The 20,913-nt window shown below is 72.7% G+C and carries 22 protein-coding genes and 1 tRNA gene; 16 read left to right on the top strand and 7 right to left on the bottom strand.

The window, feature by feature from the left end; all coding sequences use genetic code 11:
- The first annotated feature begins 26 nt into the window (after positions 1-26).
- Both ASF35_RS10530 and ASF35_RS10535 read left to right on the top strand, forming a co-directional pair.
- Positions 27-365, top strand: coding sequence for a hypothetical protein (locus ASF35_RS10530; RefSeq protein ID WP_055966889.1), 339 nt, complete (start codon positions 27-29; stop codon positions 363-365).
- 90 nt (positions 366-455) lie between these two features.
- Entirely contained in the window at positions 456-1,778 is a 1,323-nt protein-coding gene (locus tag ASF35_RS10535; protein ID WP_055966892.1) for a cytochrome P450, read from the top strand.
- A gap of 31 nt (positions 1,779-1,809) precedes the next feature.
- Here the strand turns inward: ASF35_RS10535 and ASF35_RS10540 are convergent.
- Positions 1,810-1,881, bottom strand: a tRNA-Arg gene (locus ASF35_RS10540).
- 81 nt (positions 1,882-1,962) lie between these two features.
- On the opposite strand from ASF35_RS10540, the gene ASF35_RS10545 reads away from it, so the two are divergent.
- From ASF35_RS10545 to lysA, 3 genes are all read left to right on the top strand, one after another.
- Positions 1,963-2,355: a response regulator transcription factor gene (locus tag ASF35_RS10545; protein ID WP_156366927.1), complete on the top strand. Its 393-nt coding sequence runs from the start codon at positions 1,963-1,965 to the stop codon at positions 2,353-2,355.
- A gap of 65 nt (positions 2,356-2,420) precedes the next feature.
- Positions 2,421-4,085, top strand: coding sequence for an arginine--tRNA ligase (gene argS / locus ASF35_RS10550; protein ID WP_055966897.1), 1,665 nt, complete (start codon positions 2,421-2,423; stop codon positions 4,083-4,085).
- Positions 4,082-5,494 (top strand): diaminopimelate decarboxylase, encoded by a 1,413-nt coding sequence (gene lysA, locus ASF35_RS10555; RefSeq protein ID WP_369797011.1) that lies wholly within the window; start codon positions 4,082-4,084, stop codon positions 5,492-5,494. Before argS ends, lysA begins: the two co-directional genes overlap by 4 nt.
- Before the next feature lie 4 nt (positions 5,495-5,498).
- On the opposite strand, the gene ASF35_RS10560 is transcribed toward lysA, so the two are convergent.
- The 4 genes from ASF35_RS10560 to soxR all read right to left on the bottom strand — a co-directional run bounded on the left by ASF35_RS10560 (position 5,499) and on the right by soxR (position 7,707).
- On the bottom strand, positions 5,499-5,813 hold the full coding sequence (locus ASF35_RS10560) for an AzlD domain-containing protein (protein WP_055966904.1): 315 nt from the start codon (positions 5,811-5,813) through the stop codon (positions 5,499-5,501).
- Entirely contained in the window at positions 5,810-6,589 is a 780-nt protein-coding gene (locus tag ASF35_RS10565) for an AzlC family ABC transporter permease (RefSeq protein ID WP_235497731.1), read from the bottom strand. The genes ASF35_RS10560 and ASF35_RS10565 overlap by 4 nt, the downstream gene beginning before the upstream one ends.
- Positions 6,590-6,622: 33 nt before the next feature.
- A complete protein-coding gene (locus ASF35_RS10570; protein ID WP_156368015.1) occupies positions 6,623-7,090 on the bottom strand; it encodes a hypothetical protein in 468 nt (155 codons plus the stop codon).
- 176 nt (positions 7,091-7,266) lie between these two features.
- Positions 7,267-7,707, bottom strand: coding sequence for a redox-sensitive transcriptional activator SoxR (gene soxR, locus ASF35_RS10575; protein WP_055966911.1), 441 nt, complete (start codon positions 7,705-7,707; stop codon positions 7,267-7,269).
- Positions 7,708-7,762: 55 nt separating this feature from the next.
- On the opposite strand from soxR, the gene ASF35_RS10580 reads away from it, so the two are divergent.
- The 5 genes from ASF35_RS10580 (at position 7,763) to rho (ending at position 14,649) form a co-directional block, all read left to right on the top strand.
- A complete protein-coding gene (locus tag ASF35_RS10580; protein WP_082495476.1) occupies positions 7,763-9,163 on the top strand; it encodes an MFS transporter in 1,401 nt (466 codons plus the stop codon).
- A gap of 81 nt (positions 9,164-9,244) precedes the next feature.
- Positions 9,245-10,564: a homoserine dehydrogenase gene (locus ASF35_RS10585; RefSeq protein ID WP_055966917.1), complete on the top strand. Its 1,320-nt coding sequence runs from the start codon at positions 9,245-9,247 to the stop codon at positions 10,562-10,564.
- Positions 10,565-10,577: 13 nt separating this feature from the next.
- Positions 10,578-11,642: a threonine synthase gene (gene thrC, locus ASF35_RS10590; protein WP_055966919.1), complete on the top strand. Its 1,065-nt coding sequence runs from the start codon at positions 10,578-10,580 to the stop codon at positions 11,640-11,642.
- Positions 11,643-11,649: 7 nt separating this feature from the next.
- Positions 11,650-12,540, top strand: coding sequence for a homoserine kinase (gene thrB, locus ASF35_RS10595; RefSeq protein ID WP_055966921.1), 891 nt, complete (start codon positions 11,650-11,652; stop codon positions 12,538-12,540).
- 186 nt (positions 12,541-12,726) lie between these two features.
- Positions 12,727-14,649: a transcription termination factor Rho gene (gene rho, locus ASF35_RS10600; RefSeq protein WP_055966924.1), complete on the top strand. Its 1,923-nt coding sequence runs from the start codon at positions 12,727-12,729 to the stop codon at positions 14,647-14,649.
- 48 nt (positions 14,650-14,697) lie between these two features.
- Here rho and ASF35_RS10605 read toward each other — a convergent pair whose 3' ends face one another.
- The gene (locus ASF35_RS10605; protein ID WP_055966927.1) at positions 14,698-15,771 is read right to left on the bottom strand and encodes an EAL domain-containing protein; all 1,074 of its coding nucleotides are present in this window, start codon (positions 15,769-15,771) and stop codon (positions 14,698-14,700) included.
- Positions 15,771-15,956: a DUF1059 domain-containing protein gene (locus tag ASF35_RS10610; RefSeq protein WP_055966930.1), complete on the bottom strand. Its 186-nt coding sequence runs from the start codon at positions 15,954-15,956 to the stop codon at positions 15,771-15,773. The genes ASF35_RS10605 and ASF35_RS10610 overlap by 1 nt, the downstream gene beginning before the upstream one ends.
- 165 nt (positions 15,957-16,121) lie before the next feature.
- Here ASF35_RS10610 and ASF35_RS10615 point away from each other — a divergent pair, with 165 nt between their 5' ends.
- From ASF35_RS10615 to ASF35_RS10640, 6 genes are all read left to right on the top strand, one after another.
- On the top strand, positions 16,122-16,604 hold the full coding sequence (locus ASF35_RS10615) for a glutathione peroxidase (protein ID WP_055966935.1): 483 nt from the start codon (positions 16,122-16,124) through the stop codon (positions 16,602-16,604).
- Positions 16,605-16,776: 172 nt separating this feature from the next.
- Positions 16,777-16,983: a 50S ribosomal protein L31 gene (gene rpmE, locus ASF35_RS10620; RefSeq protein ID WP_055966938.1), complete on the top strand. Its 207-nt coding sequence runs from the start codon at positions 16,777-16,779 to the stop codon at positions 16,981-16,983.
- A 115-nt stretch (positions 16,984-17,098) separates the two neighbouring features.
- A complete protein-coding gene (gene prfA / locus ASF35_RS10625) occupies positions 17,099-18,166 on the top strand; it encodes a peptide chain release factor 1 (protein WP_055966941.1) in 1,068 nt (355 codons plus the stop codon).
- Positions 18,163-19,020 carry a peptide chain release factor N(5)-glutamine methyltransferase gene (gene prmC / locus ASF35_RS10630; protein WP_369797012.1) on the top strand — a complete coding sequence of 286 codons (858 nt, stop codon included), beginning with the start codon at positions 18,163-18,165 and terminating at the stop codon, positions 19,018-19,020. The genes prfA and prmC overlap by 4 nt, the downstream gene beginning before the upstream one ends.
- Positions 19,021-19,218: 198 nt before the next feature.
- Complete coding sequence (locus ASF35_RS10635) at positions 19,219-20,070, top strand: ABC transporter permease (RefSeq protein ID WP_082481872.1); 852 nt, start codon at positions 19,219-19,221, stop codon at positions 20,068-20,070.
- Positions 20,067-20,906 (top strand): ABC transporter permease, encoded by an 840-nt coding sequence (locus tag ASF35_RS10640; RefSeq protein ID WP_055966944.1) that lies wholly within the window; start codon positions 20,067-20,069, stop codon positions 20,904-20,906. Before ASF35_RS10635 ends, ASF35_RS10640 begins: the two co-directional genes overlap by 4 nt.
- Positions 20,907-20,913: the final 7 nt, after the last annotated feature.

Consider the following 20,913-nt stretch of genomic DNA (forward strand, 5'->3'; position numbering starts at 1 on the left):
GTACCTACAAATATCTAGGAGTCTCCATGACCGTCCATGACCTCATGCCGGTGCGCCACCGACAGCGAGCACGCGGCACGCCTGCCGTCGACGCGCCGATCGATCGCGTCCCCGCGGACTCCGCCGGGCGCACACGTCGCCTCACCGCCACCCTGTGGGCGATGCTCGCCCTGTCCTACGGGGCGGGGCTGTGGCGGCTTGCCGCCCTGCGGGACGCCGGCGTGCCCTCGACGTCGCCGGGCGCCGCGATGCTCGGCGCCCTCCTCGCCCTCATGGCGATCGGCCTGTACGTCCTCACCTTCAGCAGGGCCCACGCCGCGTCGACGACCGCTCGGGAGTCCGAGGCGGACCAGGGGCGCCCCTGAGTCTGCGGCGTGTGGGTCGGCAGATCGCCGTGCGCCTGGGACTTTGCGATACTCGCGGTATCCGACGCTGACGGCACGACAGGAGACGGCATGTCGATCCAGCACCAGATCAGGTCGCAGGCGGAGGCCCGTGCGGCCAGCACCCTGCGGTGGGGTCTCGGGCACGCTCTGCCGCGGGCTGCCATCCGTGGCTCGTCCAAGCGGGGCGACCTGCACGGTCGTCTGATCGAGGCGTCCGACGAGGCCGAGACCTTCGCACTGTTCGACCAGATCCGCGCCGGGGGACCGCTGCACCGTGCGAGGTTCGCCTACGTCACGGCCACGCAGCCGGTGGTCAAGGAGGTGCTGACGAGTCCCGACATGCGGACCGGCATCGACTTCGGGCCGGGCGGACCGCTGGCCAAGGTCAGTGGCTGGGCCTTCCGGTCGGCGCCGCTCGGCCCGCTGACCCCGCCGTCGCTCCTGGTCACCGAGCCGCCGGACCACACCCGGTACCGCAAGCTCGTCACCCGCGTCTTCTCGGTGAAGGCCGTGCAGGGTCTGCGGGAGCGCACCCAGCAGATCGCCGACGAGCTGCTCGACGGCCTCGACCCGACCCGGCCCGTGGACCTGGTCGAGGCCTACTGCTCGCAGCTGCCGGTCACGGTGATCGCCGAGATCCTCGGTGTGCCGAGGGAGGACCAGCACCGGGTCCTGCGCTTCGGCACCGGCGCGGCGCCCTCGCTCGACCTCGGGCTGTCGTGGTCGGTCTTCCGTCGGGTCGAGTCGTCGTTGACCGAGTTCGACCGCTGGCTCGAGCAGCACATCGAGAAGGTGCGCCGAGAGCCCGGGGACGACCTGCTGAGCCAGCTGGTGACCGCGCACGACGACGGGGAGGTGCTGAGCGACGCCGAGCTCAAGTCCACCGCAGGGCTGGTGCTGGCGGCCGGCTTCGAGACGACGGTGAACCTGCTGGGGAACGGGATCCGGCTGCTGCACGACCACCCCGACCAGCTCGCCGTGCTGCGCGAGGACCCCACCGTGTGGCCGAACGCCGTCGACGAGGCCCTGCGCCACGACCCGCCGGTGCTCCTCACCGGACGCATGGCGGCGCGTGACACCGAGATCGCCGGCGAGCGAGTGCCGCGCGGCTCGATGATCACCACCCTGCTGGCCGGTGCCAACCGCGATCCCGAGGTCTTCGCCGACCCGGCGCGCTTCGACGTGACCCGTGCCAACGCAGGCGACCACGTGTCGTTCTCCTCGGGACGGCACTACTGCCTCGGAGCGGCGCTGGCCCGCATGGAGGGCGAGGTCGGCCTGCGCACGATCTTCGAGCGGTTCCCGGACCTGCGGCTCGAGCCGGGCGCCACTCGCCGACCCACCCGCATCCTGCGGGGCCACGCGACGCTCCCGGCCACGCTCGCGCCGTGAGTGCGCCGAGGTTGCGGCCACGACGCACGAGTGCCCCCGGGAGGATTCGAACCTCCGCTTCCGCCTCCGGAGGGCGGCGCTCTATCCCCTGAGCTACGGGGGCCTGATGGGTGCCGCGCGAGGGCGGAACCCGATCTGGCCGAGTGCGGTGTGAGCCTACCGCACGGCCGATACCGTGGGACCCGTGCCCACCGTCCTGGTTGCCGACGACACGCAGTCGATCCGGTTCCTCATCCGGACGAACCTGGAGCTCGCCGGGTTCGACGTCGAGGAGGCGGTCGACGGTCTGGACTGCCTGGAGAAGCTGCGCGAGTCGGCCGACCGAGGGAGCCTCCCCGACGTGATCACGGTCGACGTGATGATGCCGCGGCAGGACGGTGTCAGCACGGTGCACGCCATCCGGTCGGACCCCCGGCTGCGGCACCTCGGCGTGGTGATGGTGACCACCCAGAACCACCCGGCCGACGTCCAGCGGGGTGTCAAGGCCGGCGTCGACGCCTACGTGACGAAGCCCTTCGACCCCGACTTCCTCGTGGCCACGGTCCGCGACGTCATCCGCCAGCGCGCGCAGGGCTGACCGGGCAGCACCTACGGGTCGTTCCCGCGGCGCGGCGGGGCGTCGCTGCTCGATAGGCTGGCCGGGTGACTCCCGAGCAGCTCAGCGACGTGATCGTGTCCGCCCTCTCCCGGCTCGCCGACGAGGGTCGTCTGAGCCTGCCCGACGGCGTGCCGACGCAGGTGCGCGTCGAGCGTCCGAAGGTCAAGGAGCACGGCGACTACGCCACCAACATCGCGCTGCAGCTGGGCAAGAAGGCCGGGCTGAACCCGCGCGACCTGGCCACCGACCTGGCCGCCGTCCTTGCCGAGCACGACGGCGTCAGCGCGGCCGAGGTCGCCGGGCCCGGGTTCCTCAACCTGCGGGTCGCCGCCTCCGCCCAGGGACAGGTCGCCGAGAAGGTGCTGCAGGGCGGAGCCTCCTATGGCCGCAGCGACCTCTACGCCGGCCAGAAGGTGAACCTCGAGTTCGTCAGCGCCAACCCCACCGGGCCGATCCACATCGGCGGCGTGCGCTGGGCCGCCGTGGGCGACTCGCTCGGCCGACTCCTCTCCTTCGCCGGCGCCGACGTCACCCGCGAGTACTACTTCAACGACCACGGGGCACAGATCGACCGGTTCGCCCGGTCCCTCCTGGCGTCCGCCCGCGGACAGGACGCACCGGAGGACGGCTACGGCGGCCAGTACATCCACGACATCGCCGCCGACGTCGTCGCCAAGCACCCCGACGCCGCCTCGCTCCCCGACGCCGAGGCCGTCGAGCTGTTCCGCGCCGAGGGCGTCGACCAGATGTTCGCGGAGATCAAGGCGTCGCTGCACGACTTCGGCGTCGACTTCGACGTCTACTTCCACGAGAACGACCTGCACGAGTCCGGTGCCGTGGATCGCGCCATCGCTCGCCTCGACGAGCTGGGCAAGATGTACGAGCGCGACGGCGCCCGCTGGCTGCGCACGTCCGACTACGGCGACGACAAGGACCGTGTGGTCGTCAAGTCCGACGGGCAGGCCGCGTACATCTCCGGCGACCTCGCCTACTACCTCGACAAGCGCGAGCGCGGTTTCGACCGGTGCCTGATCATGCTCGGCGCCGACCACCACGGGTACGTCTCCCGGATGCTGGCCATGTGCGCGGCCTTCGGTGACGAGCCGGGCGTCAACCTCGAGCTGCTCATCGGGCAGATGGTCAACCTGCTGCGCGACGGCCAGCCGCTGCGGATGAGCAAGCGGGCCGGCACGGTGATCTCGCTCGAGGACCTGGTCGAGGCCATCGGTGTCGACGCCGCCCGGTACGCGCTGGCGCGGTACTCCACCGACTCCCAGATCGACCTCGACCTGGACCTGTGGGCGAGCACCACGAACGACAACCCCGTCTACTACGTCCAGTACGCGCACGCCCGCCTGTCGAGCATCCTGCGCAACGCCACCGACCTCGGCATCGAGCACGGGCTCGACCTGTTCGACCCGGGACTGCTCGAGCACGAGAAGGAGGGTGACCTCCTGCGGGCGCTCGCCAGCTTCCCGGAGGTCGCGGCACGCGCCGCCGAGCTGCGGGAGCCGCACCGGGTGGCTCGCTACCTCGAGCGGACCGCGGCGGCGTTCCACGCCTTCTACGCCGTCTGTCGGGTGCTGCCCCAGGGCGACGAGGACGTGAGCGACGTCCACCGCGCGCGCCTCGTCCTCGTCGACGCCACGCGCCAGGTGGTCGCCAACGGTCTGGCGCTGCTGGGCGTCTCGGCCCCGGAGCGCATGTGATGAGGTCCCACGAGGCAGGCGCCCTGCACGGACAGGCCGGCGACCGCGGACCCGCCTGGCTGCGCAAGCCCGACGACGCCGACGCGCTGGTCCCGCACCTGTGGGCCCAGAACGTGTCGAAGGTCGACGGCGTGGTCACCGTCGCGGGGGAGCCCGTCACCGACCTCGCCGAGGAGTTCGGGACCCCGCTCTACGTCATCGACGAGGACGACTTCCGGGCCCGGGCCCGGGCGTTCCGCGACGCGTTCCCCGACGCCGACGTCTACTACGCCGGCAAGGCGTTCCTCTGCGTCGCGACCGCCCGATGGGTGAACGAGGAGGGCCTCAACCTCGACGTCTGCACCGGGGGTGAGCTCGCGGTCGCGCTGCGCGCCGGCTTCCCTCCGGCCCGCATCGGCCTGCACGGCAACAACAAGTCGGTCGCCGAGCTGCGCCGTGCGCTCGAGGTGGGGGTCGGGCGGATCATCGTCGACTCGCTCGAGGAGATCGACCGTCTCGAGGCGCTGACCGCCGAGACCGGGCGCGAGGCCGCCGTCATGGTCCGCGTCACCGCCGGCGTGGAGGCCCACACCCACGAGTACATCTCCACGTCGCACGAGGACCAGAAGTTCGGCTTCTCGATCGCCGACGGTGCCGCGCTCGCCGCGGTCCGTCGTGTGCTCTCGGCGCAGCGTCCTGAGGGTGGGGGCCTGCGGCTGCTCGGCCTGCACTCGCACATCGGGTCGCAGATCTTCGTCACCGACGGCTTCGAGGTGGCCACGCGGCGCGTGCTGCGGCTGCACGCCCAGATCGCCACCGAGCTCGGCGTCACGCCGCCCGAGCTCGACCTCGGCGGGGGGTTCGGCATCGCCTACACCACCCAGGACGACCCGCGCTCGCCCGAGGACCTCGCCGGCGGCCTGCTCAAGATCGTCGACGACGAGTGCGCGGCGATGGGTCTGGAGGTCCCGCGCATCTCGATCGAGCCCGGCCGGGCCATCGCCGGCCCGTCCACGTTCACGCTCTACGAGGTCGGCACCACCAAGGAGGTCGGTCTCGACGGCGGCGCCTCGCGTCGCTACGTGGCCGTCGACGGCGGGATGAGCGACAACATCCGTCCCGCGCTGTACAGCGCCGACTACTCCTGCACCCTCGCGTCGCGTCGGTCCACGTCGCACCCGGTGCTGAGCCGCGTCGTCGGCAAGCACTGCGAGAGCGGCGACATCGTGGTCAAGGACGAGTACCTCCCGGCCGACGTCGCTGCGGGCGACCTGCTGGCGGTGCCCGGGACCGGCGCCTACTGCCGATCGCTGGCCAGCAACTACAACCACGTGCCGCGGGCGGCCGTCGTCGCCGTCCGCGACGGCGAGGCTCGCCTCGTGCTGCGCCGCGAGACCGAGGACGACCTCTTCACGCTCGACGTCGGCTGAGCGGCTACGGCAGCCCCGCGAGCCTGAGCAGGGCGGTGAGGACCACGGCGATGCCGATGGTCGTGATCACCGACGCGCCGCGCCAGGCCGCCACGCCGGCCGTCGCGACCCCGACGGTGTCGGCGCCGGCGTGCCACCGGTCGCCGTCGGCGAGCACGCTGGTGACCACCAGGGCGGTGAGCAGGGCGGGTGCCATGAGCACGATGACCCCCGTGAACCGCTCCGGCAGGTCCCTCCCGCCCAGCAGCACGGGTCCGACGCCCTTCACCGCGGCCGTGGCCAGGGCGAGACCGAGGATCGTCCACCACACCGTGCTCATGCCGGGTCCTGCAGGTCCGGGCCAGGGGGGCCCTGCTCCCGAGGGCCTTGATCCCGAGGGCCTTGATCCCGAGGGCCCTGATCCCGACGGCCCTGATCCCGACGGCCCTGATCCCGATGGCGCAGCCCCCACAGGGCCGCGAGCCCGGCCGCCAGCACGGGCACCCCGGGCGGGGCGAAGGGCACGAGGGCGAGGGCAAGCAGCCCGCCGACGACGGCCACGCCGAGCCGGTTCCGGTCACGCAGCTCCGGCAGCAGGATGCTGAGGAAGAACGCGGGGTAGATCGCGTCGAGCCCGAACCGCTCGAGGTCGCCGATGAGGTCGCCGCCGAACGCGCCGACCACCGTGCCGAGCTGCCAGGCCACCAGCTGGGGTGCCGTCGTCCCGAACAGCCGCCAGCGGTCGAACGTCCCGTCCCCGCGGGCGGCGACCGCCCACGACGAGTCGACGACGGCCTGGCCCTGCAGCCCGCGCCACCAGGCGCGACCAGGCAGTGACGGTGCGAGCGCCACCCCCATGGGCAGGAACCGCGAGTTCATGAGCGTGCCTGCGGCGACCGCCGCGCCGGCCCCGCCACCGGTCGCGATCACGGCGACGGCCGCGAACTGGGCGGACCCGGCGAACACCACCAGCGACATCACGACGGCCGCAGCCAGGCTGAAGCCGGCCTCTCGGGCCACCACGCCGAACGACATCGACAGCAGGAACGAGGCGAGTCCGAACGGCACGCCGAGTCTCAGGCCCTCTCGGAAGGAGGACCGTTCGGCCGGGGTCACCGCGTCAGTCTGTCATCGGGTCGCGGCGAGCCGTCAGTCGGCGCAGATGGTCTGGGCGTAGAGCCCGGACTCCTCGTTCGACGACGCCTTGCGGCCGTCGACGTCGATGCGGCAGCGGATCGTGGCGTCGGCCGAGGTCTGGGCGCTCGCGAACACGTACGGTCCCGTTCCCTCGTAGACGCGGGTGAACACGACGTCCTCGCCGGCGGAGGTGAACGTCCGCTCCTTCTTCGCGGCGTCCACGACCGTGGCGGTGAACGGTCCGTCCGACGAGAACGTCACCCGGACGGCGACCTGGACCGCGGTGGTGGCCTCCCGGGTCCCCGTCGTGTCCTGCGCCGGAGCGGCAACGGTGGCCGGGCGGTCGGCCAGGAGTGACCGCACGTCGAGCACCGCCCAGACCAGGATCACGGCGACCACCACGATGGTCACGAGACCCACCAGGGGAATCGCCCCGAGCCCACGAAGTCGACGCTTCAGGCGGCCGGATCGAGAGGACACGCGCACAGAGTAGGCGACCGCGGGACGGCGTCGGGCCCGATCGTGCGGAGCCATCGGTGGATCCGCACCATCAGGGCCCGCATCGGTGGATCATCGACCGCAGACGTCGACCTGCGGTTGAGCATCCACCGATGGGGGGAAGTGGGGGACTGGATCGGGGGCGGGGCCCGCGTCGGTCACACGAGACCGCGGTGCGGTCCGGACCCCAGGCCGGCGAGCTCGTCGTCGTGGTTGTAGACGGCGCAGCTGCGCAGGGACAGGCAGCCGCAGCCGATGCAGCCGTCGAGGTCGTCGCGCAGGCGCTGGAGGCGCTCGATCCGTCGGTCGAGGTCCTCGCGCCACCGGGCGGTGAGGCGCGCCCAGTCCCGCTTGGTGGGCGTGCGGTCGGCCGGGAGGGTCTCGAGCGCCGCACCCACCTCCGCGAGGGGGATGCCCAGCCGCTGGGAGAACTGGACGAAGGCGAGGCGGCGCAGGACCTCGCGCCGGTAGCGCCGTTGGTTGCCGCTCGTCCGCGTGGCGCTGATGAGTCCACGTGACTCGTAGAAGTGCAGCGCCGACACGGCCACGCCGGAGCGCTGCGACACCTCCTGGGGCGTGAGCTGGTCGGTCGGGCGCACAGGGTCTCCTCGCTCGGCTTGACCTCAACCATACTCGAGGTTGTTGCATCAGGGCATGGCGATCGGAGCAGGGGTGGGGAGAGCGCCGACGGGGAAGCCCGTCGCGCTGTGGACGGGGCCCTTGGGCCGGACGACGGTCGGGCTCTTCGCCCTGGCGTTCCTGGTGGCCTTCGAGTCGCTGGCGGTCATCACGGTGATGCCCGAGGTGGCACGGGACCTGGACGGGCTCGGCGCGTACGCGGTCGCCTTCGCCGCGCCGATCGCCGTGAGCATCCTGTCGCGCACCGTCGCGGTGCCGTGGATCGACCGCTCCGGCCCCGGCCCGGCCCTCGCCGGGGGCGTGGCGGTCTTCGCCCTCGGGCTCCTCGCGTGCGGGACGGCGTCGACCATGACCTGGTTCCTCGTCGGACGCGCCGTCCAGGGCCTGGGAATGGGGGCGATCGGCGTCGGTCTGTACGTCGTGGTCGCGCGGGCCTACCCGGTCGACCTGCGGCCCCGGGCGCTCGCCGTCATGACGAGCGCATGGACGCTGCCGGCCGTGGTCGGACCAGCCGTCGCGGGAGGGCTCGCCCACCTGCTCGGCTGGCGTGCCGTCTTCCTGATGGCCCCGGCCCTCGCGGTCGTGAGCCTCGCCGTCGCCTGGCGGCCCGTCCGGGACCTCGGTGGAGCCGTCGAGACCCCCGACCGGGCCGGTCCGGCCGCACGACGTGTCCCGGTGGCGGCCGCCGCGACGGCCGGCGGTGCGGTGCTCCTGCTCTCCGTCGCCGGCCAGCGCGCGGTCACGTGGTGGCCCTGCCTGCTCGTGGGCTCGGCGGTGCTGCTCGCGGGGGCGGTCCGGCAGCTCGTCCCGCCACGGACCTGGACCGGCGGACGGGGCCTGCCGTCGCTCATGGGTGCCAGGTCCCTGCTCGCCTCGGCCTACTTCGCCGCCGAGGTCTACGTGCCGCTCGCCCTCGTGGACCTGCACGACGTGCCGGTGGGCCTGGCAGGCGCCGTGCTGTCCGTGGCCGCCTTCACCTGGTTCGCCGGCGCGTGGGCCGTCTCGCGTCCTGAGCGCCTCGGTCCCTTCCTGGCGACCACGCAGCGTCGGGCCGCTCTCGGCGCCGGCGCCATCTGCCTGGGCATCCTGGCGGTGCCCCTCGTGCTGCTGCCGCAGGTCCCGGTCGTGCTCGTGGTCGCGGCCTGGGCCGTGGGCGGGTTCGGCATGGGTGCGGCGATGACGTCGTTCGTCACCGAGGTCCTGGCGCGGTCGGCGCCGGGGGAGCAGGCATCGAGCAGCGCGTCGCTGCAGACCAGCGACTCCGTCGCGGAGTCCACCGCGCTGGCGCTGGGGTCGGCGGTGTTCGCGTCCGTCGTGGTCCACGGCGTGGGCGCCGCCGTGCTCGCGGCCTTCGTGGTCCCGGTGGGCTGTGCGGTCGCCGCCCTCGTGGTCCTGCGTCGCGGCTTCACCTCCTGACGGGGGCCGTCCGTGCGGGGTCGGGTCTCACGGCGACCCACTGCGGCCCGGGGCGCGGTGCGGCGCCGATAGGCTGTCCGCGTGACTACCGCACCCGCCGCCGTCCGACCCCTCAAGGTCGCCCTGCTGGGCTGCGGCGTCGTCGGCTCCGAGGTCGCACGCCTGCTGACCCGCGACGGTGACGAGCTGGCCCGGCGGATCGGTGCGCCGATCGAGCTCGTCGGCATCGCCGTCCGGCGGCTCGGGCGCGACCGCGACCTCGACCTCCCGACCGACCTCTTCACGACCGACGCCCTCGCGCTCGTGTCCCGGGGCGACCTCGACGTCGTGATCGAGGTGATCGGGGGCATCGAGCCGGCCCGCGAGCTCATCCTCGCCGCACTCGAGCACGGAGCCTCCGTGGTCACGGCCAACAAGGCCCTGCTGGCCGAGGACGGGGCCCACCTGTTCGAGTCCGCCGAGAAGGCCGAGCGCGACATCGCCTTCGAGGCCGCCGTCGCCGGCGCCATCCCGATCGTCCGCCCCCTGCAGGAGTCCCTGGCCGGTGACGCCGTGGAGCGGGTGCTCGGGATCGTGAACGGCACGACCAACTTCATCCTCGACGCCATGACCACCACCGGGGCCGGCTTCTCCGAGGCGCTCGACGAGGCTCAGCGGCTCGGCTACGCCGAGGCCGACCCGACCGCCGACATCGAGGGCTTCGACGCCGCGGCGAAGGCCGCGATCATCGCCTCGCTGGCCTTCCACACCCGCGTCACCATCGGCGACGTGCACCGCGAGGGCATCACCGACGTGACCGCCGGCGACGTCCGCTCCGCCGACGAGATGGGCTGCGTGGTCAAGCTCCTGGCCATCTGCGAGAAGATCCAGACCCCCGACGGCCCGGCCGTCTCGGCGCGTGTCCACCCCGCGATGATCGCGAAGAGCCACCCGCTCGCCAGCGTGCGCGGCGCGTACAACGCCGTGTTCGTGGAGAGCGAGTCGGCCGGACGTCTGATGTTCTACGGCCCGGGGGCCGGGGGAGCGCCCACCGCGAGCGCGGTCCTGGGCGACGTCGTCTCGGTGGCGCGCAACCGCCGCCAGGGCGTGCACGGCCCGGGCGAGACCTCCCACGCCGACCTCGAGGTGCTCGACGTCGGCCGGGCGCGCACCCGCTACCACGTGTCGATCGACGTGGACGACCGCGCGGGCGTGCTCGCGTCCGTCGCCGACGCGTTCGCCGGCTTCGACGTCTCCATCAAGACGGTCCGCCAGGAGGGCCACGGGTCCGACGCACAGCTCGTCATCGTGACCCACGAGGCCGACGACGCCGCCCTGGCCGCCACGGTCGAGGCCGTGCGCGCGCTCGACATGGTGCGCGACGTCACCTCGGTCATGCGCGTGGAGGGTCTCGACCAGTGAAGGGAACACACTGATGGCACAGCCGTGGCGCGGAGTCGTCGAGGAGTACCGAGAGTGGCTCCCGGTCGACGAGCACACCCCTGTGATCACGCTGGGTGAGGGCGGGACACCGCTCGTGCACTCCACCTGGCTGTCGGCGCTCGTCAAGGGCGACGTCTGGCTCAAGGTCGAGGGGGACAACCCCACGGGGTCCTTCAAGGACCGTGGCATGACCGCCGCGATCTCGGTCGCGGTCGGTGAGGGCGCCAAGGCCGTGGTGTGCGCCTCGACCGGCAACACGTCGGCCTCCATGACGGCCTACGCCGCACGGGCGGGCCTGACCCCGATCGTGCTCGTCCCGCACGGCAAGATCGCCACCGGCAAGATGGCGCAGGCGGTGATGCACGGCGCCGAGGTCATCCAGGTCCGTGGGGGCTTCGACGAGTGCCTCCAGCTCTCGCGCGGGCTCGCCGAGGAGTACCCGGTCGCCCTCGTGAACTCGGTCAACCCGGTGCGTCTGCAGGGGCAGAAGACGGCGTCGTTCGAGATCGTCGACGTGCTCGGCGACGCCCCCGACCTGCACGTGCTCCCCGTCGGCAACGCCGGCAACATCTCCGCCTACTGGATGGGCTTCACCGAGTACGCCGACGCCGGCCTCGCCACGCGGCGCCCCCGCATGTGGGGCTTCCAGGCTGAGGGCGCCGCACCGATCGTGCGCGGTGCGGTGGTGCCCCGCCCCGAGACCGTCGCCACGGCCATCCGGATCGGCAACCCCGCGTCGTGGCACCTCGCGGAGGCGGCTCGGGACTCCTCCGGGGGTCGCATCGACGCCGTGAGCGACGAGCAGATCCTCGACGCGCAGCGCAGGCTCGGCTCGCAGGACGGCGTGTTCGTCGAGCCGGCGTCGGCCGCGGGCGTCGCCGGTCTCCTCGCCGCCGCCGAGGCGGGCGAGGTCGAGCCGGGTCTCACCATCACGGTCACGGTGACGGGCCACGGCCTGAAGGACGTCGAGACGGCGCTGTCCGGCGTCGGCTCGGTGGTCGACTCCGTGATCGACGCCGACGTGCACGACGCCGCCGCCGCTGCCGGCCTGGCCTGAGGGCGCGATGACCTCACCCTTCGTCGACCGCCCGGTGACCGTGCGCACCCCGGCGAGCAGCGCCAACCTGGGGCCGGGCTTCGACGCCCTGGGCCTGGCCCTCGACGTGCACGACGAGCTGACCGCCGAGGTGCTGCCCGGCGACGCCCTCGAGATCGTGGTCGAGGGTGAGGGTGCCGACGAGGTGAGCCGCGACGCGGGACACCTGGTCGTCCGGTCGTTCGACGCCGCGCTCGACCTCATGGGGCTGAGGCGTCCCGGCCTTCGACTCACCTGCCGGAACGTGGTCCCCCACGGACGCGGGATGGGCTCGTCGTCCGCCGCGATCGTGGGCGGCATCGTGTTGGCGAAGGCCCTCGTCGAGGGGGTCGAGGTGCTCGACGACCGGGCCACGCTGCAGCTCGCCCACGACCTCGAGGGTCACCCCGACAACGTGGCGGCCGCGCTGCTGGGCGGCCTGACGATCGCCTGGACGGAGGGGTTCGCCGCCGAGGCGCTCCGCCTCGACGTCGCGGTCCCCGTCACCCTCTTCGTGCCCGACAGCCCGGTGTCCACCGAGGCGGCTCGCGGCCTGCTGCCCGACGCCGTGCCCCACGCCGACGCCGCCGCGAACGCGGGGCGTGCGGCCCTGCTGGTGGCGGCGCTCACCCAGGCCCCGGAGCGGCTCGCGGCGGCCACCGAGGACCTCCTGCACCAGCAGTACCGGGCGTCCGCGATGCCCGACTCCTACCAGCTCGTGCGGAGCCTGCGCGTCGACGGTGTGCCGGCGGTCATCTCGGGTGCCGGGCCCACCGTGCTCGCCTTCGCGCGTGGTGTCGCCCAGGCCTGCCCCGACGGCTGGCGCGTGCTCGAGGTCGAGGTCGCGGACCGAGGTGCGCACGTCGTCGACGCCCCCTGACCCGCACGGGAGCGCGTGATCGGGGCAGGACGCCGGGGACCGGCAGCGCTGCTAGAGTGACGATCGTCGGTGTGGAGTCCGCTCCCCGACACCGTTGTTCGATCACCCGCCGTCGGCGGGTGGCCGTGGTGCCCCGGTCTTCGCCGGGAGAGTGCCCGGCGCCCCTCCCACCCAGGAAGCTCTCACGTGACCGACTCCCCGAACGACCAGGCTGCGCCCGACACCTCCGGTGCCGCGGCTGAACCGACCACCAAGCCCGCCCGCCGTGCGGGCGGCGCGCTCGGCGGCAAGGTGCTCGCCGAGCTGCGCGAGATCGCGTCCGGTCTCGGCATCGCCGACGCCGCCAAGCTGCGCAAGGGCGAGCTGATCGACGCCATCAAGCAGGCCCGTGGCGAGACGGCCACCAGCGCGGTCCAGGCCGCACCGGTCGAGGCTCCCGCAGTCGAGGCGAAGGACGAGCGCGGACCGCGGACCCGGGCCGGTGCGCGCCGTGAGCCCGCGACGGAGCAGACGCCGACCGAGGAGCAGGACCGCCGTGGCCAGGACGACGCCCCTCAGGGCGGTGCCCCCCACGAACAGGGCGCTCCCCAGGACCAGGACGGCAGGAAGCGTGACGGCCAGCGGGCCCAGGGCGCCCCGAAGAAGCAGGACGCCCCGAAGAACCAGGACGGGCAGAAGAACGACGGCCAGAAGAACCAGGACGGCCCCAAGCAGGGCGGCCGCGGGCAGGGCCAGGACGATGCCCAGCGCTCCGGCGGACCGAAGAACCAGGGCGCGAAGAACCAGAACGACAAGAACCAGAACGACAAGAACCAGAACGACAAGAACCAGAGCGACAAGGGCCAGAACGACCGGGGCCAGAACGACAAGAACCAGAACGACCGGGGACAGAACGACGTCGACGACGAGAACGGTGGTCGCCGCCGCAACCGACGCGGCCGCAACCGTGGCGGCCGAGGCGCCGACGGCGAGCCCACCTACGCCGACGACGACGTGCTGGTCCCCGCGGCCGGGATCCTCGACATCCTCGACAACTACGCCTTCGTGCGCACCACGGGCTACCTGCCCAGCGAGAACGACGTGTACGTGTCGCTGTCGATGGTGCGCAAGTGGGGTCTTCGCAAGGGCGACGCCGTCACCGGTCAGGTGCGCCAGCCCCGTGAGGGGGAGCGCAAGGAGAAGTTCAACCCCATGGTGCGGGTCGACACGGTCAACGGGATGCCCCTGGAGGACGCTCGTGGCAGGGTCGAGTTCGCCGGTCTGACCCCGGTGCACCCCGACGAACGTCTGCGCCTGGAGACCGACCCGACGCTGGTCACGACGCGGCTGGTCGACCTCTTCGCGCCGATCGGCAAGGGTCAGCGCAGCCTCGTCGTCGCGCCGCCGCGGGCCGGCCGCACCACCCTCGTGCGCGCGGCCGCCGAGGCCGTCACGACGAACAACCCCGAGTGCCACCTCATGGTGGTGCTCGTCGACGAGCGGCCCGAGGAGGTCACGCAGCTGCAGCGTGCGGTGAAGGGCGAGGTCATCGCCTCCACCTTCGACCGGCCGGCCACCGACCACACGATCGTCGCCGAGCTCGCCGTCGAGCGGGCCAAGCGTCTGGTCGAGCTCGGTCACGACGTCGTGGTGCTGCTGGACTCCATCACGCGGCTCGGTCGCGCCTACCACCAGGCGACGCCGGCTTCCGGACGGGTGACCGCGGGCGTCGACGCGTCGGCCCTGCACCCGGTCAAGGCGCTCTTCGGGGCCGCCCGCAACGCCGAGGACGGTGGATCGCTCACCATCGTCGCCACCGCCCTCGTCGGGACCGGCTCGGCCGTGGACGAGACGGTGCTCGAGGAGCTCGACGGTGCGGCCAACAGCACGCTGCGGCTCGTCGTCGACGACCGCGGGACGGTCTTCCCGGCCGTCGACGTCATCGCCTCGCGGACCCACCACGAGGAGCTGCTCCTCGACCCGCAGGAGCTCGAGATCGTCGCCGGGCTGCGTCGCGCCCTGGCCGGTCGCGAGCCGCGCGAGGCCCTCGACGCCGTGGCCGAGCGGCTCGGTGCGACCGGGAGCAACGGGGAGCTGCTGCTCCAGCTCTCGCGCACGCCGCTGGCCTGAGCACCGGTCGTCGGTCGGGCGGGCTCGCGGATGCGTCCGCGAGCCCGCTCAGGCCCGGCCGGCCAGGTGGGTCATGAGGTCCTCCAGGTGGAGGACGCCGAGGAACCCGCCCGCGGAGTCGGTGCACGCCAGCGGCCCGAACCGGGTGCTGCGCGGGCGTGCCATCGCCCGGGCGACAGCGTCGCCGAGCGGGGTGTCCACGTGCACGGCCAGCACGTCGCTGGACTGCCACCGCCCGTGGTCGTCCTTGATTAGGACCGCGTGCGGACGCCGGTGCTCGTCGACGGCGACGACGACCTCGAAGCCGACCGTCTCCGCCAGCACCGATCGGGCCGAGCCGACGTCGTCGGTCGTGTAGGCACGGCGGACCAGGTCGCGAAGGACGCCGTCCCCGGCCGGTGCCCGGTCCCGGGGCAGGGCTCGATGAGCCTGGGGCGCGGCGCTCTGCCACACCCGTCGGGCCGGGCCGACGAGCGGTCCCTGAGCCAGCGGGACGCCGAGCTCGGAGAGGGTGCGGAGCTCCGCGGCCGTGCTGACCCCCTCGGCGAGCAGCCAGGCGTCCAGCTGGGCGGCCATGGTGCCCGTCACCTCGATGGCGTCCCGCTTCTCCGCGCTGTGCTCGATCCCCTCGACCCAGGCGCGGCCGAGCCGGACGATCGAGGGACGCAAGCGGATGACGCTGCGCAGCGTGGGCTGGGCCGCCTGCTCGCCCCCGAGCGCCACGCTGGCGCCCGCCTCGCGCAGACCCTCGAGGCGGGCTGTCGGTGCGGCGCCCACGTCCTCGGGGACGGCGCGCAGGTCCAGCACCACGCCGGACAGGTCGCCGCGTGACGTCAGGACCGACATGAGCGCCGGGTCGTCGAGGTCGCCGGGGCCCCCGTCGCCCAGCCCCAGGGGGACGGTCAGGAACGTGTCGGGGGGCAACGTCGCCGCGGCCGCGAGAGCGGCGGTCATGATCGAGCACGGGTCGTCGACGACGTCCTGCGACCGGCGTGCGCCCACCGGGGAGGCCACCGTCTGGTAGCCGGCCACCACGCCGCGCGCGAGGTCGAGGATCGGACTGAAGGCGACGTCGGCATCGATCCGCTGGGGCGTCGAGACGACCCAGGGTGCGACGGACATCAGACGGGTGCGGGTGTGGTGCGGATCGAGGCCCGGACCGCCGCGACCAGCTCGGCCGGGACCTCCACCAGGCCGTGGACCGCCGCAGCGTGGTCGGCCACGCGCGCGAGGACGGCCTCGTCGGACGGCTCCTCCCACCGGGCGGTGCACCCGGGGACGACGTCCCCACAGGCGAACGACTTCATGACGACTCCCTCGTCCCGGCGTCCCTGCTGGATGGCTCCCCATCCACCGCCGTGCCGACATCGTAGGGCGGGGTGCGCCGCCTCGTCGGGCTTTCGCGGGATCAGGAGGTGTGTGCAGGATCGAGGACTCCTGCGGCGCTCGGGCCGTGAACCTAGGATGAGCGCGTGACCACTGCATACGACTTCACCGCGAACGCGATCGACGGAACCCCGCGCGAGCTCGCCGACTACCGGGGCAAGGTGCTGCTCGTCGTGAACACGGCGACCCAGTGCGGCTTCACACCACAGCTGGCCGGCCTGGAGGAGCTCTACGCGAGCTACGCCGACCGCGGCCTCGTGGTGCTGGGCTTCCCGTGCGACCAGTTCGGCGGGCAGAACCCCGACTCCGACGACGACACCGCCGCCTTCTGCGAGCGGAACTACGGGGTCAGCTTCCCGATGTTCTCGCAGGTCGAGGTCAACGGCGACGACGCGCACCCGCTCTACCAGTGGCTGCGCAGCGAGAAGAGCGGGTTCGCCGGGAACAAGATCAAGTGGAACTTCACCAAGTTCCTCATCGACACCGAGGGCAACGTGGTCAAGCGGTACGGCTCGACCACCAAGCCCGAGAAGATCGCCTCCGACATCGAGGCCCTGCTCGCCTCCTGAGCGGGTCCTCCACCCCACGCACCGGCGGGCGCGGCGCGCCGGTCACGGGCATCGGGGTGGGGAACAGACGGGGCACGATTTGGGTTGACCAGGGTGCCCCTGGCAGAATTCAGCCTTGGTCCTGGTTCACGGTCCGCGCCGCGGTCCGACCCAGTACCGACGAGAGGACATCATGAAGCGCGACATCCACCCCACGTACGTCGAGACCCAGGTCACCTGCACCTGCGGCAACTCGTTCACCACCCGCAGCACCGCCACCGAGGGATCCCTCCGTGCCGACGTGTGCTCGGCCTGCCACCCGTTCTACACGGGCAAGCAGAAGATCCTCGACACCGGCGGCCGCGTGGCCCGGTTCGAGAAGCGCTACGGCAAGAAGTAGCTCCTCCGACACGCCGACCCGATCCCTCGAGGGACGGGTCGGCGTCGTCGTCCCAGGGCCGCCGGCCCAGGGACCGGACGCGTCGTCGAGACGCCGAGGGCACGAGAGGATCGCCATGTTCGAGGCTGTCGAGGGCCTGGTCGCCGAGCACGCCGAGCTCGAGCGGCAGATGGCCGATCCCGCCCTGCACGCCGATGCCGGCCGTGCCAAGCGCGTCGGCCGGCGGTATGCCGAGCTCGGCGCCGTGGTGGGCACCTACCGCGAGTGGCAGCAGGCGGTCGAGGACCTGCAGGCCGCGCGTGAGCTCGAGCTCGACGACGAGGCGGCCGAGCTCGAGGCGACGCGTGCAGCCCTCGCCGAGCGGCTCCAGCGCCTGCTCGTCCCGCGGGATCCCGCCGACGGCAAGGACGTGATCCTGGAGGTCAAGGGCGGGGAGGGTGGCGAGGAGTCGGCACTCTTCGCCGCCGACCTGCTGCGCATGTACACCAGGTTCGCCGAGCGCAAGGGCTGGCGGGTCGAGATCATCGACGCCACGGAGTCCGCTCTCGGTGGCTACAAGTCGGTCACCGCCTCGGTCGCGGCGAAGGGCACGCCGGAGCCCGGTCAGGCACCGTACGCGCTGCTCAAGTTCGAGGGCGGGGTGCACCGCGTGCAGCGCGTCCCCGTCACCGAGTCGCAGGGACGGATCCACACGTCGGCGGCCGGCGTCCTGGTGCTGCCCGAGGCCGAGGACGTCGACGTCGAGATCCACGACGCCGACCTGCGCATCGACGTCTTCCGGTCCTCCGGCCCGGGTGGTCAGAGCGTGAACACGACCGACTCGGCGGTGCGCATCACCCACCTGCCGTCGGGCCTCGTGGTGAGCTGCCAGAACGAGAAGAGCCAGCTGCAGAACAAGGAGCAGGCCCTGCGGATCCTCCGGGCGCGGCTGCTCGAGGCGGCCCAGGCCGCAGCGGACGCCGAGGCCTCGGACGCCCGCAGGTCCCAGATCCGCACCATGGACCGCTCGGAGCGGGTGCGCACCTACACCTTCCCCGAGAACCGGATCTCCGACCATCGCACCGGGTACAAGGCCTACAACCTCGATGCCGTGATGGACGGCGCGCTCGACGACGTGATCGGCTCCCTCGTGGACTCCGACCTCGCCGAACGACTCGAGTCGGTCGACGGGACGAGAGCGTGAGCCGGGTGCGCAGCCAGGCCGAGCGGCTCCTGGACGAGGCCACGGACACGCTGACGGCCGGAGGCGTCGCGTCGCCGCGGGTCGATGCCGAGATCCTGCTCGCCCACGTGACCGGGACGCCACGCGGCCTGCTCCTGACCGCACGGCCGCAGGGTCCCCAGGCGCAGGTGTACCGCGACATGGTCCAGGCGCGGGCCCGGCGGGTCCCGCTGCAGCACCTCACCGGCTCGGCCGGGTTCCGCTACGTCGACCTCGAGGTCGGCCCGGGGGTCTTCGTCCCCCGTCCCGAGACCGAGCTGCTCGCGGGGTGGGCCGTCGAGCAGGCGGCCGCCGTCGTCGCCGCACGCGAGGAGCCGCCGGTGGTCGTGGACCTCTGCACCGGCTCGGGCGCCATCGCGTTGTCGATCGTGCACGAGGTGCCGCGGGCCCGGGTGCACGCCGTCGAGCTCGACGAGGCCGCCTACGGCTGGGCCGAGCGCAACCTGGGCGACACCGGCATCGACCTTCGACTCGGGGACGCCTTCGAGGCGTTCGCGGACCTCGACGGCACCGTCGACGTGGTCGTCTGCAACCCGCCGTACATCCCGCTCGAGGCCTGGGAGAGCGTCGCCCCCGAGGCGCGCGACCACGACCCGTCGCTCGCGCTGTGGTCGGGCGACGACGGTCTCGACGCCATGCGTGCGCTCGAGCAGGCCGCGTGGCGGCTGCTGCGCCCGGGTGGCTCGGTCGGGGCCGAGCACGCCGACGCGCAGGGCGAGTCCGCCCCCGGTGTGTTCGCCGGACGTTGGTCCGACGTGCGTGACCACGTGGACCTCGCGGACCGGCCCCGCTTCCTCACCGCCCGTCGCCCCTGAGGCTCGCCCCGCCGACGGCGCTCCCGCCGTCGCCGCGGGTCCCGTGCGCTGCCGTGGGGGCCGTCCGCGACCGTCCGAACGGTCCGCTGCGCCGGGCCGTGCGACGTGACCCACGCCTTCCTGGCTCGTTCTCTTCCCCGAGAGGCCCTGAACTAGTACCTTCGTACAGGTATCATCTGCGGCGGTGAGGGAGGTCGGATGAGCGCGGACACGTCGGTGCCCCCAGGCGCGGCCTCCGGACGCCTGGCGCGCACCGCCACCGGCCTGCGTGCCTCCGGCAACGCCGGCCTCGAGACCTTCGGCGAGATGATCCTCCTCGGCCTCGGGTCCCTGCGCTTCGCCGTCGTCGACATCCTGCGCGGCCGGTTCGCCTGGCGCGAGTACGTCGAGCAGGCCTGGTTCATGACGCGCGTGGCCCTGCTGCCGACGATCCTCGTCGCGATCCCGTTCGGCGTGATCGTGGCGGTGCAGGTCGGTGCGGTCGCGTCGCAGATCGGTGCGGTCTCGTTCTCCGGGGCGGTCAACGGCATCGGCGTGCTCCGCCAGGGCGCGCCGCTCGTCACCTCGCTCCTCATGGCCGGAGCCGTCGGCTCGGCCATCTGTGCCCAGATCGGCTCGCAGACCGTGCGCGAGGAGATCGACGCCATGCGGGTCATGGGACTCAACCCGACGCAGCGCATCGTGGCACCGCGCATGGTCGCAGCGGTCACGGTCGGCCTGCTCCTCAACGTGGTGGTGGCCGCCACCGCCATGACCACCGGCTACGCGCTCAACGTCGGGTCCGGCGACGTCAGCTCGGGCACCTACATCGGGTCCTTCACGAGCTTCGCCCAGCCCTCCGACCTGCTGCTCGCCGAGGCCAAGGCCGCGATCTTCGGCTTCATCGCCACGATCGTGGCGTGCCACAAGGGTCTGTCGGCGCAGGGCGGCCCCAAGGGCGTCGCCGACGCCGTCAACGCCAGCGTGGTGATCAGCGTCATCGCCCTGGCCGTCGTCAACGTCGTGATCACCCAGGGCTACGTCATGCTCGTGCCGCAGAGGATGGCATGAGCGGCCTGGAACGCGCTGGCCGGCGCGCCATGGCGGCGCCGGGGAACGCGCTGGAGCTGATGGGGGCCCAGCTGACCTTCGCCGCGAAGGTGGTGGGGGCGATCCCCGCGACGCTGCGCACCTACCGGCTCGAGACGTTCAGGATCCTCTCCGACATCAGCTGGGGGACCGGTGCGCTGCTGGTGGGGGGCGGGACGGTCGGCGTCATGGTGCTGCTGTCCCTGTCGGCCGGGACCTCCCTGGGCATCGAGGGCTTCAACGGGCTGGAGACCATCGGCCTGGCACCTCTGACCGGCTTCGTGTCCGCGGTCGTGAACACGCGCGAGCTCGCCCCGCTCATCGCGGCGCTCGCCCTGGCCGCCCAGGTCGGCTGTCGCTTCACCGCACAGCTCGGATCGATGCGGGTGCACGAGGAGATCGACGCCCTCGCGGTCATGTCGGTCCCGCCCCTGCACTTCCTGGTCACCACCCGGCTCGTCGCGGCGATGGCGGCGATCCTTCCGCTCTACCTGATCGGGCTGGCGGGCTCGTACCTGGCGACCCAGCTCTCCGTCACGTTCATCTTCGGACAACCGCCGGGCACGTTCGAGCACTACTTCACCTCGTTCGTCGCCCTGCGCGACGTGCTGCTGTCGGTCGTGAAGATCCTGGTGTTCGCCGCTGCCGTGACGCTCATCCACTGCTGGTTCGGGTTCACCGCGAGCGGTGGGGCGCAGGGTGTCGGCGAGGCGACGGGCCGGGCGATCCGGGCCAGCATCGTCGTCGTGGTCCTGCTCGACATGGTGCTCACCCTGCTCTTCTGGGGCGGCGACCCCGGCGTCCGGATCGCGGGGTGATGCGGCG

The sequence above is a fragment of the Aeromicrobium sp. Leaf291 genome (assembly GCF_001423365.1).
Lineage (GTDB): Bacteria > Actinomycetota > Actinomycetes > Propionibacteriales > Nocardioidaceae > Aeromicrobium.